We start from the raw sequence: 20,868 nt of genomic DNA, 5'->3' as shown, positions 1-20,868 counted from the left end.
ACCAGATCAGGTCCCGAAGTACTCGTGGATTTGCCGGATCGCCATAGCTCCTTCGCCGACCGCGGATGCCACTCGCTTCACCGACCCGCTGCGTACGTCGCCGGCGGCGAAGACACCGGGCACGCTGGTTTCCAAGAAGACCGGGCGGCGGACCGTGGCGAGTCCGTCTGCGCCGGTCATGTGATTCGCTGCGGCCTGCCCGGTCTCGATGAAACCGTGGTGGTCGAGCGCGACCGTGCCGGCCAACCATTCGGTGTTCGGGTCCGCCCCGATGAACACGAAAAGTGCGCGCGCCTCGATAGACTCCCGGTCACCGGTCCGATTATTCTCGGCCACAACGCAATTCAACACTGCGTCGCCGTGGACTTCGCGGACTTCGGTGTTGAGACGGACCGTCACCCGCGGCTGCTGAACTATCTGGTCGACGAGGTAGCGCGACATGCTCTTGCCCAGGTCGTCCCCTCGCACCAGCAGATATACCCGCGACACCTGAGTCGCCAGGAACACGGTCGCCTGCCCGGCGGAGTTACCGGCCCCGACGATGACGACTGGGCCGTCACCGCACAGCAGCGCTTCCTGATAGGTCGCTGCGTAATACACGCCGTTGCCCTGGAATGCATCGATTCCCGGGACGGCCAGGCGGCGATAACGTGCTCCGGTGGCCAGCACCGCGGAGCGGCCGACGGCTACGGTCTCGTCGGCGAACCTGATCTGGAGCTGTCCGCTGTCAGATTCCAGCCCGGTGGCCTCTGCGGACACCGAAATTCGCGCGCCGAACTTATCGGCCTGCAAAAATGCACGTTCGGCGAGGTCAGACCCGGATATTCCGGCCGGGAAGCCCAGATAGTTCTCAATACGCGAGGACGTCCCGGCCTGGCCGCCGACGGCGATCCGCTCTATTGCCGAAGTCCGCAACCCGTCTGAAGCGCCGTACACGGCAGCACCGAGACCGGCCGGACCGGCGCCGATTACTATCACGTCGCGTTCGTCGGTGATTACGTCGGGCACGGTGAGGCCCACCACCCGGGCAAGCTCGACATTGCTGGGATTGCGCAGCACCCTGGTTCCCCAGATCACCACCGGCGTGTCCTCGGGCGGAATGCCGAAACGGTGCAGCAGCCGCTCAGCGCTGGGGTCACGTTCCAGATCCAGCCATCGGTGTGGTAATCGGTTGCGGGCGGCAAACTCTCGCAAACGGGCGGTGTCGGGCGAGAAACACGACCCGATAATCCGGAACCCGACGCGCTGCCCGATCAGCAGGGAACGACGCACGAGATATGCACGCAGAATTAGGTCGCTCAGAACTTGGTCGTGGGCGACCAGAGCACGCACGCGGCTGGTGGGAACCGCCAACACCTCACCCTCGACCACAACGATCGCGGTGTAGAACGCTGGCTGGCCTTCCAGATCACCGAGCTCCCCCAGGAATCGCCTGGCTCCGTGCACGCGCAGCAGCCGCCACTCACCCGAATCGTCGTCGGTCACGATTGCGACTTTGCCCGACAACACCACAAACAACTCGTCGGATCGCATCCCCTCGCGAACCAGGACCTCGTCAACCCCGACCCGCCGCCTGCTGCCGCCGGGAAGCAGTGTCGCGATCTGATCCTCGGTCAACCGTGGGTATGCACCGAATAGGTCCGGGGTCTCCTCCCACTCCTGGTTGGCCGGGACCGACGATTCCACGGACGTTACGTCAGACATCAGTCACCTCAGACATACATTTCGTGGACATAACACCAGCGCCAGTTCTCGCCGGGCTCGAACGATTGGACGATGGGATGGCCCACCGTGTGGGCGTGTTTGCGGGCGTGGCGCATCGGAGACGAGTCGCAACACCCCACGTGCCCGCAGCTCAGACACAGCCGAAGATGCAGCCACGGGGTATGCAGACGCAAACATTCCTCGCAGCCCTCGGGAGTTCTGGGAGTGACACGGCGGATCGCCGCCAAGTCGGGGTCGACGAATATCGACGTCATGATCCCGCCTCCTTGGTTGTCGTTGACAGTGTCTGGTCAAGCCAATTGCGCAGTGCAGCAACGGGAGCGGCACCCGACTGACGCGCCAGTACTTGCCCGTGGTCAAGGAGCAGCAGTGTCGGTACCGCCTGCACCGTGAACCGCTGCGAAGTCGCCGGCGCCTTGTCCACATCGACCTTGACCAGTTTGAGTTGTCCGGCGCGTTCGCTGGCGAGCTGCTCCAGCGCCGGACTCACCATGCGGCACGGTCCACACCAGGTCGCCCACAGGTCGACAAGTACTGGAACCGAGGACTTTTCGGCAACGTCGGCGAAGTCCTTATCACCGGCCGCAGCGATCCAGGGCAGCCACTGGTGACAGTTGGCGCACCGGGGCTTCCCAGCGGCCGCCGCGGGTACGCGGTTGCGTTTTCCGCAGTGCGGGCATGTCACGATGTCTGTTTCCATGGCGCCTCCTCCGTCAGGCCGCCAGGGCCGGTTCCGAATAGGCCACGGCGAGTTCGCCATTGTCCACGGTGACGCGGATCTTGCCACCGCCCGCGATGTCGCCGCGTAGCAACGCCCGGCCGATCTTGGTCTCCACCTCGTGGGCGATGTAGCGGCGCAGCGGCCGCGCCCCATACACCGGATCGTAGCCGTGTTCGGCGATCATCCGGCGCGCGTCCGGGGTGATGTCCAGCTCGATTTGCCTTTCCGCCAAGCGATCCCGCAGCTCGGCCAGCTGCAGCTCGACGATCCGTTCGAGCTGCGGCATCGACAGCGGGGTAAACAACACTATGTCGTCGACGCGGTTGAGGAACTCGGGCCGGAAGTGTCCGCGCAGCTCGGCCATCACCCGGTCGCGCGCCTCGGGCTTGATCTCGCCGTCCGCGGTGACGCCGTCAAGCAGGTAGTGCGATCCGATGTTGGAGGTCATGATGACCACCGTGTTGCGGAAGTCGACCTGACGGCCCTGTGCATCGGTGAGCCGGCCGTCGTCGAGCACCTGCAGCAGGGTGTTGAACACATCGGCGTGCGCCTTTTCGATCTCGTCGAGCAGCACCACCGAGTAGGGCTTGCGACGCACCGCTTCGGTGAGCTGGCCGCCCTCCTCGTAGCCGACGTATCCCGGTGGCGCACCGACCAACCGGCTCACGGTGTGCCGCTCCTGGTACTCGCTCATGTCCAGGCGCACCATGTTGTCCTCGCTGTCGAACAATGCCGCGGCCAGCGTCTTCGCCAGTTCGGTCTTACCGACCCCGGTGGGCCCGAGAAAGATGAACGACCCGATCGGGCGGCGCGGATCCCGAATTCCGGAGCGGGCCCGAATCACCGCATCGGCGACCAGCTGCACCGCCTCGTCCTGGCCCACCACCCGCTCGTGCAGGATTTCGTCGAGCCGCAACAGCTTTTCACGTTCACCTTCCTGCAATCGCGCGACGGGGATGCCGGTCCACGCGGCCACGATTTCGGCGATCTCGTCGGCGGTGACGGCCTCACGCAGCAACCGCTTTTCGCCCTGCTTGGACGTCAGCTGTTCTTCGGCCGCTTGCAATTTGCGTTCCAGTTCGGTGATCTGGCCGTAGCGCAACTCGGCCGCCCGGTTCAGGTCATAGTTGCGTTCGGCTTCTTCGGCCTCGTGCCGGAGCTGCTCGAGTTGCCCACGCAGTTCCTGTACCCGCCGGATCGCCTGCCGTTCGGCATCCCATTGGGCGTGCCGGGCATCGGCCTCCGCGCGCAGATCGGCCAATTCTTTGCGAAGTTCCTCCAGCCGGGCCTTGCTGGCCGCGTCGGTCTCCTTGGCCAGCGCCGCCTCCTCGATCTCGAGGCGGGTGACCCGACGGGTGATCTCATCCAACTCGGCTGGCATCGAGTCGATTTCGGTGCGCAGCCGCGCACACGCCTCGTCCACCAGGTCAATCGCCTTATCGGGCAGGAAGCGGTCGGTAATGTAGCGGTGCGACAGAGTTGCCGCCGCTACCAGCGCGGCATCCTGAATCTTCACCCCGTGGAACACCTCGAGGCGTTCGCGCAGCCCGCGCAGAATCGAAACGGTGTCCTCGACGTCAGGTTCGTCGACCAGCACGGTCTGGAACCGGCGCTCCAGCGCGGCGTCCTTTTCAATGTGCTTGCGGTACTCGTCGAGGGTGGTGGCACCGATCATATGCAGCTCACCGCGGGCAAGCATCGGCTTGAGCATGTTGCCCGCGTCCAGCGACCCCTCGGTCGCCCCGGCGCCGACCACGGTATGCAACTCGTCGACAAACAACAAGATGCGGCCCTCGCCGGCCTTCACCTCTGACAGCACCGCCTGCAGCCGCTCCTCGAACTCACCCCGATACTTCGCACCTGCCACCAGCGAACCCATGTCGAGGGAGAAGATCGTCTTGTCCCGCAGGCCTTCCGGCACATCGCCACGCACAATCCGCTGAGCCAGCCCTTCGACGATCGCGGTCTTGCCGACTCCCGGGTCGCCGATGAGCACCGGATTGTTCTTCGTCTTGCGGCTCAGTATCTGAATCACCCTGCGGATCTCGGCGTCACGTCCGATCACCGGATCGAGCTTGCCTGACTGGGCCTCCGCAACCAGGTCGCGGCCGTACTTCTCCAACGCCTCGTAGGCCCCCTCCGGCGACGCTGACGTGACCCGCTGGTTGCCGCGGACCTTGGTCAGCGCGCCGAGGAACGATTCCCGCGTAACACCATGGGAGGCCAGAATCCGTCCGGCGGCAGTCGCCGAACCCTCCTCGGCGAGGGCGATCACCAGGTGCTCCACCGACACGTATTCATCCTTGAGCCGCTTGGCTTCTCGCTCGGCGGCCTCCAACAGCGTCGCCAGGCGCCGGGTGACAGACACCTGACCCGGCGTGGCGCCGGGGCCGCTTACCTTCGGACGACGATTCAGCTCGCGTTCCAGGTCCGCGCGCACGGCCGCTGTGTCGGTGCCCGTCTGATCCAGCAGCCGCGGTACGAGACCCTCGGGCTGGTCGATCAGCGCCATCAACAGATGTTCGCCGTCGACCTCGATATGACCCATTCGGGTCGCAATGCTCTGCGCTTCGGCCAACGCCTCCTGTGACTTCTGCGTCAGCTTGTTGACGTCCACGGCGAGGTCCTCCTTCGGCGAGAAGCGGATTCCAGCTCTTCGATGTGGTCCAGCAGATCGAGCACGAGCCCGATCGCCGCGTAGTTCAGTCCCAGACCGGTCCTCAACCGCTGGATGCGGGCGACCGTCGCCAACGCAGACGGTTCGAACCAGAGATCGCCGCGGGCATCCTGCTGGCAGGCGACGAGGCCGAGCGCGACCAGTCGACGCACCATGTCGGGATGCAACGCGCAGCGTGTTGCGAAGACATCGAGTTGAATTCGGGGCCGCCGCGCCAGGGCATATCGTGGTGCGGTCATCGTCCCCTCCTCGGGTCGAAGGTGGACTCCGCCGCTAGTTGCTCGAACAGCTCGCGTTCCCGCGCCGTGGGTTTCGGCGGCACCATCACCTTGATCTCCGTGTAGAGGTCGCCAGCGGCACCGCGCGGGTTGGGCATGCCTTCGCCGCGAAGCCGCAACCGCCGACCGGTCGACGACCCCTGCGGCACCTTGACTTTCGCTTCGCCGCCGGGAGTTCGAATAGCGACAGTGGTCCCCAGCACCGCCTCCCACGGCGACACGGGCAGATCGACGGTGACGTCGCGCCCGTCGAGCCGGAATCGGGGATGCGACTTGATGCGCACCCGCAGGTACAGATCTCCGGCCGGTCCATCGCCGCTACCCCGGCCGCCCTCTCCCGCCAGCCGTATCCGCTGACCGTCGATGACACCGGCGGGAATGTTGACCCCGTAGTTGCGGCCATCTAGTGAGATCTGCCGTTTGCCGCCCCGATAGGCCTCCTCGACGGTCAGCTCCAGCACCGCTTCCTGGTCGGCGCCCGGAATCGGTCCGAATCCGCCACTGCCGCCGAATATGTCGCCGAAAAGGTCTTCGATATTGATGCCGCCGGCGCCGCCGAAGCCCTGGCCGTAGCGCACCCGCGCGCCGGAGGGCCCTGCGCCGCGGACGCCACCGGCACCGGCGCCCACCCGCTCCTCCCAGTCCTCGGGCACCTTCCGAAAGTCTTCGCCGAATCGGTCGTAGCGCTTGCGGGTTTCAGGGTCCGACAGCACGTGGTAGGCCTCGTTGACCTCCTTGAACCGTTCTTCGGCCGCTGGATCCTTATTGACGTCCGGATGATGCTTGCGGGCCAATGTGCGGAACGCCCGCTGGATCTGATCGGCGGTCGCGTCCCGCGACACCCCGAGCACTTCGTAGTAGTCGCGAGCCACGAAGCGTCACTCCCCGCGTCGGCTGACCACCACGGCCGCCGGCCGCAGTTGCCTCGAACCTTCGCCGTAGCCCGGTCGAAGCACTTCGACAACCGTCCCGGGCGCGCTGTCCGACTGGTCCACCACACCCACCACCTCGTGACGCGCCGGGTCGAAGGGCACTCCCGCCTCCGCGTCGCGCGGATAGCCGAGCTGCTCCAGAATCTGTAGCGCATGCTCGAGAATGCTCCGCAGGCCGTCGAGGACCGCGTCGGACCGCTCACCGGCATGACTGATCGCCCGCTCCAGGTTGTCCACGACGGGCAGCCACGCACCGGCCACCCTGGATCGCTCCGCTGCTCGTTCGCGGTCCAATTCGCGGGCATACCGCTTGCGCACATTGTCCAGATCCGCGACAGCGCGCCGCCAGCGGTCCTCGAGTTGGGCGCGCTCCTTGTCTGAATCAGATTGAGAGGCAACCGCTTCTGGCGGACTTTCGTCTACCCGGTCGTTTTCGTCGGTCTTGGAATGCTCTGCGGGGCTGACCATTACGGCTCAGCCCCGATCGAACTCGGCGTCGACCACGTCGTCGTCACCGACTGGAGAGCCCTGGCCGTCGCCGGTCGGCTGCCCGTTGCCGCCACCGGACGGCATGGGTTGCAACCCGTAAAGCATTTGCTGCAGTTCGGACGTCAGCGACTGCACCCGGTCCATCGGTGCGTCTTCCTTGATGGCTTGGCGCGCGTCGGCGACCAGCATCTCGGCGCGTGCGCGGTCGTGCGGCGCCGCCGAATCGCCCAGTTCGGCGAGCCGGCGCTCCACCTGGTATGCCGCCGAGTCGAGCGCGTTGCGCGCCTCGACGGCCTTGCGCAGTTGCTCGTCCTCGCGGCGGTTGGCCTCGGCCTCGGCGAGCATCCGCTCCACCTCGGTCTTATCGAGGTTCGACTGTTCGCTGATGGTGATGCCCTGCTCGGCACCGGTGTCCTTATCGCGTGCTGTGACGTGCAGGATGCCGTTGGCGTCGATGTCGAAGATGACCTCGATCTGCGGCTCACCCCTGGGTGCCGGGCGGATGTTCTCCAGCTTGAACCTGGCGAGCACCCGGTTGTCCTTGGCCATCTCGCGTTCGCCTTGCAGCACAACGATATCCACGGCCGGCTGGTTATCCGCTGCGGTGGTGAACACCTCGCTGCGCCGTGCCGGGATGGTGGTGTTGCGCTCGATGATCTTGGTCATCAGGCCGCCGGCGGTCTCCACACCCAGTGACAATGGGGTGACGTCGAGCAGCAAGACGTCGGAGACCTCGCCCTTGAGCACACCGGCCTGGATCGCGGCGCCGAGCGCAACGACCTCGTCGGGGTTCACGCTCATGTTGGGGTCCTTGCCGCCGGTGAGCCGGCGGACCAAAGCCTGAACTGCGGGGACCCGGGTCGAACCGCCCACCAGGATCACCTCGTCGATATCGTTCGCGCTCACCTTGGCGTCGCTCATGGCCTGCTTGACTGGGCCCATCGTTCGCTCGACCAGGTCCGCAGTGAGGTCCTCGAACTTCGATCGCATGATCGTGGTGGTCAAATGCTTCGGTCCGCTGGCGTCGGCGGTGATGAACGGCAGATTGACCTGGGTCTGCGCCACCGACGACAGTTCGACCTTGGCCTTCTCGGCCGCCTCGAACAGCCGCTGCAGCGCCTGCGGATCTTTCCGCAGATCGATGTTGTTCTCACGCTGGAACTCATCGGCGAGGTAGTCGACGAGCCGACGGTCGAAGTCATCGCCACCTAGGTGCGAATCACCGGCGGTGGCGCGGACCTCGACCACCCCATCACCCACGTCGAGCAGGCTGACGTCGAACGTGCCGCCGCCGAGGTCGAAGACGAGCACCGTCTCGTGCCCCTTCTTGTCCAGCCCGTAGGCCAGTGCCGCGGCAGTAGGCTCGTTGATGATGCGCAGCACGTCGAGGCCGGCGATCCGGCCGGCATCCTTGGTGGCGTTGCGCTGGGCGTCGTTGAAATAGGCCGGAACAGTGATCACCGCTTCCTTGACCCGCTCACCGAGGAACTTGCTGGCGTCGTCGACGAGTTTGCGCAGCACCTGCGCGCTGATCTCCTCGGGCGAATACTGCTTGCCGCGTACTTCGAACCGCGCGGCGCCACCCTCGCCCTCGACAACGTCGAAGCTGACTGCCTTGGCTTCTTGCGATATCTCGTCGAAGCGGCGGCCGATGAATCGCTTCGCCGAATAGATAGTGCCCTTTGGGTTCATGATCGATTGACGCCTGGCCATTTGCCCGACCAGGCGCTCGCCGCTTTCCGTGAACGCCACTACCGAGGGCGTGGTGCGCGCCCCTTCGGCGTTGGGGATCACGACCGGTTCGCCGCCCTGCCAGGCAGCGATCACCGAGTTGGTTGTGCCGAGATCGATGCCTACCGCTGTTGCCATCGTCTATTCCCTTCGGTTGTGGCTGGTGAGGATTTGCAGCGCGCGGTCGGCTACGTCAACGTCGGCGACGACGGCGTAGTACTTGGGCCGCAGCCCGCTGACGGAGTGGAAATCGCGGCGACCGCCCCGCAGCGCGTGGATCGTCAGGCCGATCAGGGCACCGACGATCGCTCCGAAGATCAGGCCGTAGCCGGCCAGCACCAGGGCGGAGATCAGTGGTTCGATCCAGTTGAACAGCCCGAAGATCCAGCCGATCAGCGCGCCGACCAGGGCGCCTGAGCCGGCACCGCGCAGCGCCGCCCCGCCGTAATTCAGCTGGCCCAGGACCTGCTCCACGTACTCGAGGTCGCGGCCCACGATGGCCATCCGGTTTACCTCGAATCGCTGGTCGGACAGGTAATCGACCGCGCGTTCGGCGTCGGCGTAGTTGGCGAAGGTGGCGATCACCTGGCGAGCTTTCGTTGGGCCGAACCGCCGATGTCGCCGCTGTCGAATGCTCAGCCATCACTCCTCCTTCGCCTATCCGCCACACACATCAAAGCCATGGCTTCTCCTAGGAAGCGCCGAAAACGGCTGGCCGCGGCGCAGCGTCGTAAGTCGCTCCCCCAGAAAAGAGTCTGGCAATGCGCGGCGACTCTCGCGTGCGCCCAGACAGCCGAAAATCTCGGCTCCGATTCGTCCTGGCAGCACCACAACGGGTCGGCACCAGGCGGGGAGGACAGTTCCGGACCGGGAAACGGTTGGGATCGCCGACGGCGGGTATACTTCCGTCGCCAGTAGCGCAGAAGCAGACTTCGCTGTGGCAAAAGACAGAAGTAGGTGCGCGGCCACTTCAATATGAACGGCGAATCGCTTAGCCCACGATTACAGAGCTGGCCAGCCGGACAGGTTTCGCAGGGGACCTTGGGCGTCCTCTCGCGCGTCGACTTTAGTGATTGCGGCACCGGCGAGATCTTCCAGGTGGCCACCACCGCCGTTGGCAACCTAGCGCCCTGTCAGGTGGAGGCCAGTTACCTGTGCGTGGACGGTGGGTTCGTTCGCTTTCCGCCCTCCCAGCCCGAACATCTCGAAATCGAACGGCGCCTTCGCGAGTCCGGCTGCGATGGCCGGGTCGAGGTACAAGGCGGACGTTGGGGGTGGGCGCTTCCGCTGAGTCACCGAAGCATCGTTAAGGGTTGCCTGGTGCTTTGTGCCAGCACTGCACCGCCGGAAAATCAGATGCTGTTGCTGACAATCCTTGCCCAGCAAGCCGGCGCCGCCTTGGCTTACGTCGCAATGCACGAGCGCGACGTCGGTTCTGCCGATCAGCTGGCACAGGCGAACAACGATCTGGAGGGAACGAATCGCGAGCTCGCCGCCATTATTTTGAGGTTGCAACGGCAAACGAACATGCAAGACGTTCTGAGCGCGGCGGCGGCGGCGGGGATGGGCGAGCAAGGTATCGCGGACGCACTATATGAGCTGACGGGGCATTCGGTGGGTATCGAGGATCGATTCGGCAACCTGCGCCGCTGGGCTGGACCCGGACAACCTCGCCCCTACGCGAAACAGACAACGGACGAGCGCGAGCTATTGCTGCACGACCTGGCCGCACAGAACGGTCCGGCGCGGATCGGGGGCCGAGTGCTCATGCTTGCCCGGACGCGGGGCGAGATCCTTGGTGTCCTCGCGTTGCAGGACCCGGACAACACGGTGACCGAGGACGCGCTGTTCGCCCTGCGCTACGGCACCACGGTGTTAGCGTTGGAGCTGTCCCACCAGCGGAATCTCGCCGAGATCGAGCTCACTCTGCGCCGCGAGTTGGTCGACGATCTGTTGGTCGGCACCGAACGGGACGGGGCCTACGCTCGTGCTGATGCGCTGGGCCATGACCTGCGGCGCCCGCATTATGTGGTGGTGGTGCACACTGCCGGTCGCGCCGAGAGCGCGCTGGCAACCGCCGCCGGACGCGCTGCGATCGCGTTGCATCTCAACTTCCTGCAAGGGCGCCACGAGGGCCTGGTTGTTCTGCTCACGGACGGCCGCCCGGACCCGCGGGCGTTGCACCGCGCAATCAGTGACGGTCTCGACAGGAAGACCACCGTGATCGGCATCGGCACTCGCTGCGAAGTGCCCGATGACTTGCCGCACTCCTTCATCGAGGCGCGCCGCGCCCTGAGCATCCGGTTGCGCTCGGCCAATCCGGAAGGCGCGGCGGCGTTCGACGAACTTGGTTTCTATCGCCTCATCGACGCCGCGCACGGCGACGGCACGGTGGAAGCCTTCGTGCGCGAATGGCTGGGTACACTCGTGGACTACGACAAGAGCAGGAACTCCGAATTGGTTCAGACGCTCAGCGATTATCTGGAATGCGGCGGAAACTATGACGAATCCGCGGCCGCACTACACATTCATCGCAGTACGCTGCGCTACCGCCTGGCGCGCATCGCTGAACTCACCGGCCACAACCTCCGCAACGTCGATACCCGGTTCAACCTCCATGCCGCGACACGGGCGTGGCGATTCCTCAATCCCGATGGCTGACGGGCAGCCCGGCGCAACGGTGTCTGAGGTGGGCCGTCGCCCGACTCACTCACGGTGATCTGCCTGACTTGGTGCCTTCCGCTTGCGGCACATAAACCTTCAGCACGCCATACGCCAAGACGCCTCAATGCCGCCCGCACGCAGGTAGCCCGGCAACGTGACACGAAACTCGAGCTCACCCACCCTTCGTGTACGGCGGCGGAACAAGAATGCCTCAACCGTGCGGCCGAACGCCTGCACTGTCGAGACGATTGCAGCCCCGCGACTTCCCTCCCTGGGTCAGTCACGACAAGCGAGAGACCGCCGGACGTCAGAACACCAGCCGAAATAGCGTGAACACCCGATTCCAGTGCTCAGTCGACGGGTTGGACACCGTCGCGTCCACCACGCGAAACGAACGGGCCAGCGCGATACTCAACCCGCCGAACAACTCTGGCAGCAGCCGCTCTGTGTCCTCAGCGAACGTAACGTCCCCCGGTGGTTGCCGCGTCACCTGGCGCAGCAGCTCACGGATCTCCTCGGCCTCCTGGAGCTTATCGAATTCGCGCATTCGCTCCTGGACGCCCTTGGTGATCGGAAGGTCCTGCACCACAACCATGTCACGCCCGTTCCACTTGGCCGAGTTGCGCGCGGCGATAGCAATGTCATCGATCTGCTCATCGACGAACTCCCGGAAGCGACGGACGTCGTTTTTGTCGATCTTGATGCTTGCGACCGAGCGAAAGAACCTTTCGAACACCGGAATACCCGACGGATGAGTCACTCGATACCTCCGTTCCAAGGATCCAGACGGCCCGAGCGGGCCAAACTCAACGTTGGCATGTCGTCGGTAACACCGAACCGGACCCGCAGGCGCAATCTCGCCGGGCCGGTTCGGCCTAACAGGTCAAGACGCACCAGGCAATGCACGTCGGACGAGTAGCGGGCAGCCACTTGCGGCGCGCACATGTTGTTCCGGCGTGCCCACCCCTCTACGGTGTTTTCGATCCGCCGGGCCGGTGTGGTGCCCAAAGTATCTCCGGATATGTGTTTCGCAGCTCCGCCGCTGATAGGGGACGGCAAGCAGGTAGCAACTAGGGTTCAAATCCTTCCGCCCCATGGTCGAGCTGACGCGTTAGTACGCCGAGAACTGGCTAAGCTCTTTCACCCCTAGCACATGGGTGATCATGGTCTGATCCTGGGCGAACGGTCGTGTCCCGGGGAGCCGTAACAAATTCGTAACTAGGAAATCAACGGGCCGGCCGGGCGCAGCGGCGGCCCGCGGCGGCGCCCTATCCGACGGAGCGGGCGTTGCGTTTGTCGAAGAAATCCGTCCACGACACGATCTCGGGGTGCTGCTTGAGCAGCGCCCTGCGCTGGCGCTCGGTCATGCCGCCCCAGATCCCGAACTCGACCTTGTTGTCGAGCGCATCCGCCGCACACTCCCGCAGCACAGGGCAGTGACGGCAGATAACCGCAGCCTTACGTTGTGCTGCCCCGCGCACAAACATTTCGTCGGGATCCGTTTCCCTGCACAGCGCCTTCGAGACCCAGGCGCGATCCTCCGCCTCCACCGCGCGCGGAGTGCTGGATACGGGCACAATACTTATCGGCCGCCCGGCCGGTACTGATGCTGGCAATGCGCTATCCCTTCCTTCGGCCGGCCGCAGATGTTGCGACCGCCTCCCCTGACCATGCTGGGATGTGCGCCACATCGTGCCCGTCCGTGTGACGTGAATCCCCCCGTGCCTAAGTTAAGCGATTCGGTATCGATTGTGCAACGTTTTTGTGGCACATGCGTACCTTTTTCGGTGGAGTGGCTTTGGAGCCACCTGCGACTTCTTGCGGATGTCAGCCGGCGTTGGCGCATTGTTAGAGATCGGCAACCGGACGTTTTCAAGCGCTCGGGCGCAGGACGACGCCGACAGCGCGACGTCGTGGCGCGACCTGCCCCCTGCGACAACGGCCAACGCCAAAGCCCGCCGTAAGGCTGGGATCAGGGACAATTCCACCCGTTGGCGTGGGCGGATGCCGACAACTCGCTGTCCGTTCGTGTGCTTGCGCCCGGCCAGCCCGACCACTCCGAACGAAATCGTGATCGACTACTCCCACCACTACAACTCCTTAGTGTGCAATCGCCAGTAGAGAACCGAAGGACGGTGGACGATGGCAGCCAACCAAGAGGGAATCGGCGTGCTGAAACTCGAGTGCCCGCAACGCCACCCAGTGGGCAGGATCGTGAAGGAGGCCCCCCATCAGGCGGTCCAATACGACCCCGGCGCGATGGTCGGCTCGCGCCGGTTCTGGCCGGACGAAGACGACCAGCCACGGTTCAAGACCCACTGCCGCTTCTGCGACAAATCGGTGGCAGAGGCCACGACCGCCCTGCAGCATCAACTGACCACTCTTGTCGCCGACGCCTCGCAGACCATCGGAACCGCCACCATGCAGTACGGATAACGGGCGTTACAGTCTTGGGGCGCGATGTTGCGCCGACGCGAGAGGAGCCCCGTGGCGACACCGGACAGCAGCCCCCGCCCTCCCGACGGCGATTGGCTGGGCACCCCGTACCTGACCTTCGAGCGCCAGGGACCGATCGCGGTGTGCACGATCGATCGCCCCGAAGCGAAGAACGCCTTCACGCCCGCGATGTACTTCGGAATCCGTTGTGCCGTTGGGCGAGTCAACGAGGATCCGGACCTGGCCGGGCTGCTGATCACCGGCACCGGCGACATCTTCGCGCCGGGCGGCGACATGGGCGGGGGAGGCACCGACGACTGGATGACGTTCGGCTCGGCGCTGGGCATGGACGTCACGCCGTTCGACGCGGTGAGGACCTCGGCCAAGCCCGTCGTCGCCGCGGTCAACGGGCTGTGCCAGGGCGGCGGCATGCAGGTCGCGCTGTGTAGCGACCTGTCGGTGGTCAGCGAGCGGGCGACCTTCCGCGTGCCCGAGTTGTTCCGGGGCTACGCCGACACCTACTACAGCCAGATGCTCGCCCGCCTCATCGGGCCGGTGCGGACCCGCGACCTGATGTTCACCGGCCGGGTGCTCACCGCCGTGGAAGCCCTCGACTGGGGGCTGATCACCAGGGTGGTGCCCCACCAGACCCTACTCACCGCAGCCAAAGACCTATTGGCGCAGGCCTGCCGGACCGCCCCGCGCGCCCGCGGCGTCATCAAGTCCAGCATCGACAACTACCTGGGCCTGTATGACCGCATCGGCATGACCGCCAGCCTCGGCGACGCCGAGGCCCGGGAGGGCTTCCGCGCGTTCAAGGAGCGACGCTCGCCGGACTGGGTGCATCCCGAGCTGCGCGCCGAGGGGCGGCTATAGGTCGATCCACTCGCCATGGGCGGCCACGCGCAACCGCTCGCCGATCCCGGCGGTATCGAACGCCGCGGCGAACTCGTCGGCGCCCTCGCTGAAATGGGCCCAGCCGTCGACGTGGGCCGGGATCACCACCTTGGCGCCCAGCACCTCGGCGGCGGCCGCCGCGCGCGCCGACGTCAGCGTCAACGGCCGGCCGCGCTCCTTGGCCGGCACGCTGGCCGCCCCCGCGAAGAGAACGGCGACGTCGATCGCCCCGACCCGGTCGGCGATGCCCTTGACCGCGCTCATCGAGGCGTTGTCGCCGCTGAGGTACAGGGTGGGCAGACCCGGGCCGGACAGCACGAAGCCCGTCACCTCGCAGTTGACGTGGCCGCCGGCGTCGCACTGCCCGTCGGCCGGGCCGTGCACCGCCGGAACAGCTTGCGCCGCAAGGGGTCCCGAGCCGCCGGGCAGGTCATAGGACTGCCACGGCGGCACTCCAACCGCCGGCGGCCCCAACCGGCCGGCCGCGCCGGGATGGGTCAGCACCAACGGCGCGGCCAGCGCCATCCGCCGGCCGTCGTGGTCGAGGTTGTCGGGATGCTGATCGTGGCTGATCAACACCGTGTCCACCGACCCCAGCGCGTCGGCGCTCACCGCGGGCCCGGTGAGCTTGGTCAGGTAGGCGTGCACGCCGGGCGGATCGAAGGTCGGGTCCATCACGAGCCGGCGGCCCGCGATGTCGACGACGGTCGTCGGACCGCCCAGCACACTGATCGCACAGTCGCGCCGCCGTGCGTCGACTCTCATGGCATTACTCAAACATTCCGTGCGCGGTTTTGCCAATACGGCTCCCGCAGCGCGGTTTTGAGGATCTTGCCGCTCGCGTTGCGGGGCAGCGACGGCACGAAGTCCACGGTCCGCGGGCATTTGTAGCCGGCCAGGTGCCGGCGGCAGAACTCGATGATGTCTTGCGCGCCGACCTCGGTGGTGGCGACGACGATCGCCTTCACCGATTCACCCCAGTAGTCGTCGGGAACGCCGATGATCGCCGCGTCGGCGACGGCGGGGTGCTCGATCAGCACGCTCTCCACCTCCGGCCCGTACACGTTCTCGCCGCCGGTGATGATCATGTCCTTGAGCCGGTCCTCGATGTAGACGTAGCCGTCGGCGTCCAGGCGCCCGATGTCGCCGGTGCGCACCCAGTCGTCGGCGGTGATCGTCTCGGCGGTCGCCTCGGGCCGATTCAGGTAGCCGGTCATGTTCTGGTTGCTGCGCACCCAGATCTCGCCCGGCTCCCCGGCGGGCACCTCGTGGCCGGTTTCGGGATCGACGACGCGAATCTCGCAGCCCAGCACGGCTTTTCCGGCCGACAGCTGCAACCCGGGCCGGTCGGGGTCGCGGTGGTCGGCGTCGCCGAGCGCGGTGACCGCCCCGCACAGTTCGGTCTGCCCGTACACCTGGACGAAGTTGGTCCCGGGCCAGGTCTCGAGCGCGCGGTGCAGCAACGGCAACGGCATCGGGGCGGCCCCGTACACGATGTAGCGCAGGCCCGAGATCGCCGCGCTCGCCGCCTCACCGGCCTCCAGGAACCGCGCGATCACCGGCGGCACGAAGAACGCGTGCGTCGCGCCGTCCCGCACCGCCCCGATCAAGGACGCCGCGTCGGGCTCGCGGGTCATGATCGTCGGCGCACCCGCCCGGATGCCGAAGAGGCAGTAGCCAATTCCGCCCACATGAAAAAGGGGCATGCACACCAGGTTTGCGTCGCCGTCGTCGAACGGGAACGCCGGCGCGAGGTTGGCCGCGTGGTTGGCCAGCGCGCGCTGGCTCAGCAGGACTCCCTTGGGCCGCCCGGTGGTGCCGGAGCTGTAGATCACCAGGGCGGTCGCGTCCTCGTCGACGTCCTCGGCCCGCACGGGCGACGCCGCGGCGAGCAAGGATTCGTACTCGTCGTCGATCACCACGATGCGTTCCGGGCCCGGGACCCTCGCGGCGGCCGCCTCGAGCGCCGGGCGCAGCTCGGCGCCGACGAAGAGCAGACGGGGGCGGCTGTCGTCGAGCACGTGCGCGAGCTCGTCGCCGGTCAGCCGCCAGTTGACGACGGTGGTGACCGCGCCTATCGAGGCCGCGGCGACGAGGATTTCCAGGCAGGCCGGGTGATTCTTGTCCAGGAACGCCACGCACTGCCCCCTCTGCAGGCCGGCCTCGCGCAGCGCCCCGGCTACGCGCCGGATCCGCGCCGCCCACTGGGCCCAGGTCCACTGCCGATCGCCGAAGCGCATCGCGATGCTGTCGGGCCGCCGCCGGGCGTGCCGTTCGACGAACCCGGCGAGCGTCTCGGTCGTGCCATCGGTGCGAGTGTGTTCCACACTCCGAGTGTGCACTGAGGGCTTTCAGTGTGCGGAGGGGGCGGAAATTCGGCGATTTCCCGCCGCACGCTCACAGGCAACGCCACTGGTGCACACTCCTCGATGCGGCGGAGCGGCCCCCGGCCGAGTCACTCCATGGAACGGATCATCACTCCGCCGTCGCCGGCAGCCTGCGTCGTCGCGTTGCCGTCCTGCCTGAAGTCGATGAAGGCCGACTTACCGTTCGAGGTGTTCAGCAGCTCGCTGAACGTGCCGATCACGGGAATAGTGCCCTGGTCGGTGACCACGTCGGCGGTGTAGTTGACGGCGGCTTCCTGCTGAAAGTTGTTGCCCGGCAACGGTTGTGTAGCCGGTGCGCTCAGGTTCCTGACGTTGCTCAGGATGGCCGACGACGTGCCGGTGAACTGATCGATGTCGGCCCGCAACACGGCGACGACGTCCGTCCCTCCCGCCGCCTTGACCGTGACCCTCATCTGGGCGCTGGTGTCGGCGTTGTTGAGCGCGACCCAGTCCGGGCCGCGGTGTCCGAGTGTCCAGCCTGGCGCGGGGGTGATCGAGATGCCCAACGCGATGGTGATCGGGTCCGCCGACGCGAGCGCCACGCCGGCCGTGTTGGCGGTGTTCACCAAGGCGACGGCCGCGGCGACGGCAACCCGCAGCGGTGTCGACCGGATGGTCATGAACTACGGTCCCACCACGGCGCGACGGTGTTCAAGACCCGGTGTGCCACCATGACTGCCATGGTGAACGCTGATCGCGCCCGCTCCCGGACATTCATCGTGACGGGCGCGGCGTCGGGCATCGGCCTGGCCACCGCGCGGCGCCTGCTGGCCGAGGGCGGCACCGTCATCGGCGCCGACGTGGCCGCCCCACCCGACCTAGAGTTCGAAGGCCCCCAGTTCCGCTTCGTTACCGCCGATGTCACCGACGAGGCCGCCATCGCCGCGGTGCTGGCCGCGGTGCCCGACCGCCTCGACGGCCTCTTCCACGCGGCCGGGGTCGCCGGCGGCGGCCCCGTGCACCTGCTCGACCGCAAAGAATGGGACCGGGTGATCGGGATCAACCTCACCGGCACCTTCCTGGTGGCCAAGGCGGCCCTGGCCAAGATGATCGGGCAACCCCGCGTCGACGGCGAACGCGGCTCGATCGTCACCGTCGCCAGCATCGAGGGCCTGGAGGGCACGGCCGGCGGCAGCTCGTACAACGCGGCCAAGGGCGGCGTCGTCCTGCTCACCAAGAACATCGCGCTCGACTACGGGCCGAGCGGCATCCGTGCCAACTCCATCTGTCCCGGCTTCATCGAAACCCCCATGGCCCACAACGTTTTCGGGCTGCCGGGGATGGAGGGCCCGCTGGCCTCCATCACCTCCGAACACGCCCTGCGGCGGCTGGGCCAACCGGACGAGGTGGCGGCGATGGCGGCGTTCCTGCTGTCGCCCGACGCCTCGTTCGTCAGCGGCCAGGCCATCGCCGTCGACGGCGGCTACACCGCCGGCCGCGATCACGGCGTCGTCAAACTATTCGGCTTTCCCGACTAGCGCCTTAAGATTCGCGCATGGTCACTCCCGACGAGGCGATCGAGGCGATCCGCGGCACGGGCGGCGCGCAGCCGGGCTGTCGCGCGCTGCACGCCAAAGGCACGCTTTACCGCGGCAGGTTCACCGCCACCCCCGACGCGGCCGCGCTCTCCCGCGCCAAGCACCTGGACGGTTCGGCGGTCCCGGCGTTGTTCCGTTTCTCCAACGGATCGGGCAACCCGAACCAGCGGGACGGCCTGCCGGGGGTGCGGGGGATGGCGGTGAAACTGACGCTGCCCGACGGATCCACCACCGATGTGTCGACGCAGACCGCACGGCTCTTCGTCTCGAGCACGCCGGACGGGTTCATCGATCTGCTGAAGGCGATGAAGCCCGGCCCGACGATGCCGCTTCGGATGGGCAAATACTTCCTCACCCATCCGCGGCTGCTCGGCGCGCTGCCGATCCTGCGCGACGCCAACAGGATTCCGGCAAGCTATGCCACCGTCGAGTACCACGGCCTGCACGCATTCCGCTGGGTCGCCGCCGACGGCAGCTCACGATTCGTGCGCTACCACATCCTCCCGGCGGCGGGCCAGGAGTTCCTGTCGGCGTCGGCGGCCAAGGGCAAAGATCCCGACTTTTTGCACCGCGAGCTCAATCACCGCCTTGCGGGCGGCCCGGTCCTGTTCGACTTCCGGGTGCAGATCGCCGGGCCGGACGACTCGACGGCCGACCCGTCCGCGCCGTGGCGAAGCACCCAGATCGTCACTGTCGGCACCCTGGAGGTCACCGGCCTGGACACCGAGCGCGAGCACGGCGGCGACATCGTGGTGTTCGACCCGATGCGGGTGACCGACGGCATCGAGCCCTCCGACGATCCGGTGCTGCACTTCCGCACCCTCGCGTACTCCGCGTCGGTCAAGCTGCGCACCGGCGTGGACCGCGGGCGAGAGGCACCTCACGTCTGAGGGTGAGGCGATCGGGCCGGCGGGCGACTAAGCTGTGCGGAAGTGCTGCTCTCCCATATGGTTTTGATCGCCCTGGCCGGTTTTGGCGCCGGCGCCATCAACGCCCTCGTCGGATCGGGCACTCTGATCACGTTCCCGACGCTCGTCGCCCTCGGCTATCCGCCGGTCACCGCGACCATGTCCAACGCGGTCGGCCTGGTGGCCGGCAGCGTGTCGGGCACCTGGGGTTACCGCGCCGAGCTGGCCGGTCAGTGGAACCGGTTGCGGTGGCAGCTCCCCGCGTCGCTGGCCGGCGCCGTGCTGGGCGCCTTTCTGCTCCTGCATCTCCCCGCGAAGGTGTTCATCGAGATCGTCCCGGTGCTGTTGGTGCTCGCGTTGGTGCTGGTGGTGATCGGGCCGAAACTGCAGTCGTGGGCGGCGCGGCGCGCCGAAGTGGGGGTACCACCCGCTTGCGGGGGAGCGGGGCGTTCCCCCGAACACGTCACGCCGGCACGGATGGCCGTGCTGGTGCTCGGCACGTTCGCCGTTGGGGTCTATGGCGGCTACTTCACCGCCGCGCAGGGCATCCTGCTGGTCGGCATCATGGGCGCGTTGCTGCCCGAGTCGGTGCAGCGCATGAACGCGGCCAAGAATCTGCTGACGCTGGTGGTGAATGTCGTTGCGGCGGTGAGCTATTCGCTGGTGGCATTCCATCGGATCAGCTGGCCGGTGGCCGGACTCATCGCGGCGGGTTCGCTGCTCGGGGGAGTGGTCGGGGCGCGCTATGGGCGCCGGCTCTCGCCGACCGCGCTGCGCTCCACCATCGTGGTCGTCGGGCTGATCGGGCTGTACCGCCTGCTCAGCGTGGCCTGACGGTGGCCTCGGCGACGACGTCCATCACGTCGTGGCGTTTCCGCCACGCCCGCAGCTGGCGCATCGCGCCGTTGCCCCGCGCGGCGATGCGGTCGAGTTCGGTTGCGGCGCGGTCGTATTCGCCGAGGGCCTCCAGCGCGGGGCGCACCCGTCGCACCAGCGCGCCCAGCTGCTCACGCGCCGGCACCGCCCCGCGACCGTGGATCAAATCGAGCGTGTGCCCCGACAGCCCGTCGTGGGCGGCCTTCCAATAGGCCGCCCGCAGCGCGCCGGGCGGCAGGCGCCCCAGCACGTCACTTTCTTCGGGGCCTCCTTTGTGAGCGTCGAGCGCCGTCATCGCCGCGGCCCTGACCAGGGTGGCGAGCAGCACGGTCTCCTCGACCGTCGCCGGCACGTCGGCGACCCGCACCTCGACCGTCGGGAAGTCCGCCGACGGGCGAACGTCCCAATAGATCATGTCGCGATCCAGGATCACCCCGGTGTCGACCAGCATGCGCACCGCGCGGTCGTTCCTCCTCCACCCCGACGGTGGGCCTGAAATCAGAAAAGGTCGCTCAGCTCACCAGCGAGCGGCCGACGCGAGCGCGGCGTCCGCGGTCGGGTAAATGGGCAGCACGGCGTTGAGCCCGCAGGCGTCGACGATCCGGGTGA

Annotated in this window: 20 protein-coding genes and 1 pseudogene; 6 read left to right on the top strand and 15 right to left on the bottom strand. The window is 66.8% G+C overall.

The annotated features are described in order from the left end of the window. Window positions 1–6: 6 nt before the first annotated feature. Genes VMD50_RS06655 through VMD50_RS06615 form a run of 9 tightly spaced genes read right to left on the bottom strand, consistent with a single transcriptional unit; the run spans window position 7 to window position 9,138 of the window. Complete coding sequence (locus tag VMD50_RS06655) at window positions 7–1,704, bottom strand: FAD-dependent oxidoreductase (protein WP_325426057.1); 1,698 nt, start codon at window positions 1,702–1,704, stop codon at window positions 7–9. Window positions 1,705–1,712: 8 nt separating this feature from the next. Beyond that, a complete protein-coding gene (locus VMD50_RS06650; protein WP_325426055.1) occupies window positions 1,713–1,979 on the bottom strand; it encodes a UBP-type zinc finger domain-containing protein in 267 nt (88 codons plus the stop codon). After that, a complete protein-coding gene (gene trxA / locus VMD50_RS06645) occupies window positions 1,976–2,425 on the bottom strand; it encodes a thioredoxin (RefSeq protein ID WP_325426053.1) in 450 nt (149 codons plus the stop codon). The genes VMD50_RS06650 and trxA overlap by 4 nt, the downstream gene beginning before the upstream one ends. Window positions 2,426–2,438: 13 nt before the next feature. Then, window positions 2,439–5,063, bottom strand: a complete 2,625-nt coding sequence (gene clpB / locus VMD50_RS06640; RefSeq protein ID WP_325426051.1) for an ATP-dependent chaperone ClpB — start codon at window positions 5,061–5,063, stop codon at window positions 2,439–2,441. Beyond that, window positions 5,045–5,362 (bottom strand): chaperone modulator CbpM, encoded by a 318-nt coding sequence (locus VMD50_RS06635; protein ID WP_325426049.1) that lies wholly within the window; start codon window positions 5,360–5,362, stop codon window positions 5,045–5,047. The genes clpB and VMD50_RS06635 overlap by 19 nt, the downstream gene beginning before the upstream one ends. Then, window positions 5,359–6,273, bottom strand: a complete 915-nt coding sequence (locus VMD50_RS06630; RefSeq protein ID WP_325426047.1) for a DnaJ C-terminal domain-containing protein — start codon at window positions 6,271–6,273, stop codon at window positions 5,359–5,361. The genes VMD50_RS06635 and VMD50_RS06630 overlap by 4 nt, the downstream gene beginning before the upstream one ends. Window positions 6,274–6,279: 6 nt before the next feature. Next, window positions 6,280–6,801, bottom strand: a complete 522-nt coding sequence (locus VMD50_RS06625; RefSeq protein ID WP_325426045.1) for a nucleotide exchange factor GrpE — start codon at window positions 6,799–6,801, stop codon at window positions 6,280–6,282. A 6-nt stretch (window positions 6,802–6,807) separates the two neighbouring features. Beyond that, window positions 6,808–8,691: a molecular chaperone DnaK gene (gene dnaK / locus VMD50_RS06620; protein ID WP_325426044.1), complete on the bottom strand. Its 1,884-nt coding sequence runs from the start codon at window positions 8,689–8,691 to the stop codon at window positions 6,808–6,810. A 3-nt stretch (window positions 8,692–8,694) separates the two neighbouring features. Then, entirely contained in the window at window positions 8,695–9,138 is a 444-nt protein-coding gene (locus VMD50_RS06615) for a YflT domain-containing protein (protein ID WP_325426042.1), read from the bottom strand. A gap of 372 nt (window positions 9,139–9,510) precedes the next feature. Between VMD50_RS06615 and VMD50_RS06610 the strand changes: the two genes are divergently transcribed. Beyond that, the gene (locus tag VMD50_RS06610; protein WP_325426040.1) at window positions 9,511–11,214 is read left to right on the top strand and encodes a PucR family transcriptional regulator; all 1,704 of its coding nucleotides are present in this window, start codon (window positions 9,511–9,513) and stop codon (window positions 11,212–11,214) included. Between the two features lie 310 nt (window positions 11,215–11,524). Here VMD50_RS06610 and VMD50_RS06605 read toward each other — a convergent pair whose 3' ends face one another. Both VMD50_RS06605 and VMD50_RS06600 read right to left on the bottom strand, forming a co-directional pair. Next, window positions 11,525–11,977, bottom strand: a complete 453-nt coding sequence (locus tag VMD50_RS06605; protein WP_325426038.1) for a DUF1931 family protein — start codon at window positions 11,975–11,977, stop codon at window positions 11,525–11,527. Window positions 11,978–12,485: 508 nt separating this feature from the next. Next, window positions 12,486–12,803, bottom strand: coding sequence for a WhiB family transcriptional regulator (locus VMD50_RS06600; protein ID WP_325426073.1), 318 nt, complete (start codon window positions 12,801–12,803; stop codon window positions 12,486–12,488). 556 nt (window positions 12,804–13,359) lie between these two features. Between VMD50_RS06600 and VMD50_RS06595 the strand changes: the two genes are divergently transcribed. Further along, window positions 13,360–13,653 (top strand): hypothetical protein, encoded by a 294-nt coding sequence (locus VMD50_RS06595; protein ID WP_325426036.1) that lies wholly within the window; start codon window positions 13,360–13,362, stop codon window positions 13,651–13,653. A gap of 51 nt (window positions 13,654–13,704) precedes the next feature. After that, entirely contained in the window at window positions 13,705–14,529 is an 825-nt protein-coding gene (locus VMD50_RS06590) for an enoyl-CoA hydratase/isomerase family protein (protein WP_414686013.1), read from the top strand. Here the strand turns inward: VMD50_RS06590 and VMD50_RS06585 are convergent. The 3 genes from VMD50_RS06585 to VMD50_RS06575 form a co-directional block, all read right to left on the bottom strand. Further along, a complete protein-coding gene (locus VMD50_RS06585; protein WP_325426032.1) occupies window positions 14,524–15,315 on the bottom strand; it encodes an MBL fold metallo-hydrolase in 792 nt (263 codons plus the stop codon). The two genes, VMD50_RS06590 and VMD50_RS06585, sit on opposite strands and share 6 nt — an antisense overlap. 8 nt (window positions 15,316–15,323) lie before the next feature. After that, entirely contained in the window at window positions 15,324–16,877 is a 1,554-nt protein-coding gene (locus VMD50_RS06580; protein ID WP_325426030.1) for a long-chain-fatty-acid--CoA ligase, read from the bottom strand. A gap of 128 nt (window positions 16,878–17,005) precedes the next feature. Further along, window positions 17,006–17,479 (bottom strand): hypothetical protein, encoded by a 474-nt coding sequence (locus VMD50_RS06575; RefSeq protein WP_414686014.1) that lies wholly within the window; start codon window positions 17,477–17,479, stop codon window positions 17,006–17,008. A 129-nt stretch (window positions 17,480–17,608) separates the two neighbouring features. Here VMD50_RS06575 and VMD50_RS06570 point away from each other — a divergent pair, with 129 nt between their 5' ends. Genes VMD50_RS06570 through VMD50_RS06560 form a run of 3 tightly spaced genes read left to right on the top strand, consistent with a single transcriptional unit; the run spans window position 17,609 to window position 20,217 of the window. Then, window positions 17,609–18,415 carry an SDR family NAD(P)-dependent oxidoreductase gene (locus VMD50_RS06570; RefSeq protein WP_325426026.1) on the top strand — a complete coding sequence of 269 codons (807 nt, stop codon included), beginning with the start codon at window positions 17,609–17,611 and terminating at the stop codon, window positions 18,413–18,415. A 17-nt stretch (window positions 18,416–18,432) separates the two neighbouring features. Continuing rightward, window positions 18,433–19,365, top strand: coding sequence for a catalase family peroxidase (locus tag VMD50_RS06565; protein WP_325426024.1), 933 nt, complete (start codon window positions 18,433–18,435; stop codon window positions 19,363–19,365). 57 nt (window positions 19,366–19,422) lie between these two features. After that, entirely contained in the window at window positions 19,423–20,217 is a 795-nt protein-coding gene (locus tag VMD50_RS06560; protein ID WP_325426071.1) for a sulfite exporter TauE/SafE family protein, read from the top strand. Here VMD50_RS06560 and VMD50_RS06555 read toward each other — a convergent pair. Further along, window positions 20,204–20,725: pseudogene (locus VMD50_RS06555) on the bottom strand (carboxylate-amine ligase); the annotation flags it as partial. The gene VMD50_RS06560 and the pseudogene VMD50_RS06555 overlap by 14 nt on opposite strands. Window positions 20,726–20,868: the final 143 nt, after the last annotated feature.

This window comes from Mycobacterium sp., from assembly GCF_035506235.1.
Lineage (GTDB): Bacteria > Actinomycetota > Actinomycetes > Mycobacteriales > Mycobacteriaceae > Mycobacterium.
This window is presented reverse-complemented; position numbering and strand designations above follow the sequence as displayed.

Coding starts and splice junctions, on each gene's coding strand:
- VMD50_RS06655 (WP_325426057.1), bottom strand. CDS start 1,704: ATGTCTGACGTAACGTCCGTGGAATCGTCGGTCCCGGCCAACCAGGAG.
- VMD50_RS06650 (WP_325426055.1), bottom strand. CDS start 1,979: ATGACGTCGATATTCGTCGACCCCGACTTGGCGGCGATCCGCCGTGTC.
- trxA (WP_325426053.1), bottom strand. CDS start 2,425: ATGGAAACAGACATCGTGACATGCCCGCACTGCGGAAAACGCAACCGC.
- VMD50_RS06635 (WP_325426049.1), bottom strand. CDS start 5,362: ATGACCGCACCACGATATGCCCTGGCGCGGCGGCCCCGAATTCAACTC.
- VMD50_RS06625 (WP_325426045.1), bottom strand. CDS start 6,801: ATGGTCAGCCCCGCAGAGCATTCCAAGACCGACGAAAACGACCGGGTA.
- dnaK (WP_325426044.1), bottom strand. CDS start 8,691: ATGGCAACAGCGGTAGGCATCGATCTCGGCACAACCAACTCGGTGATC.
- VMD50_RS06595 (WP_325426036.1), top strand. CDS start 13,360: ATGGCAGCCAACCAAGAGGGAATCGGCGTGCTGAAACTCGAGTGCCCG.
- VMD50_RS06585 (WP_325426032.1), bottom strand. CDS start 15,315: ATGAGAGTCGACGCACGGCGGCGCGACTGTGCGATCAGTGTGCTGGGC.
- VMD50_RS06570 (WP_325426026.1), top strand. CDS start 17,609: ATGACTGCCATGGTGAACGCTGATCGCGCCCGCTCCCGGACATTCATC.
- VMD50_RS06565 (WP_325426024.1), top strand. CDS start 18,433: ATGGTCACTCCCGACGAGGCGATCGAGGCGATCCGCGGCACGGGCGGC.
- VMD50_RS06560 (WP_325426071.1), top strand. CDS start 19,423: ATGGTTTTGATCGCCCTGGCCGGTTTTGGCGCCGGCGCCATCAACGCC.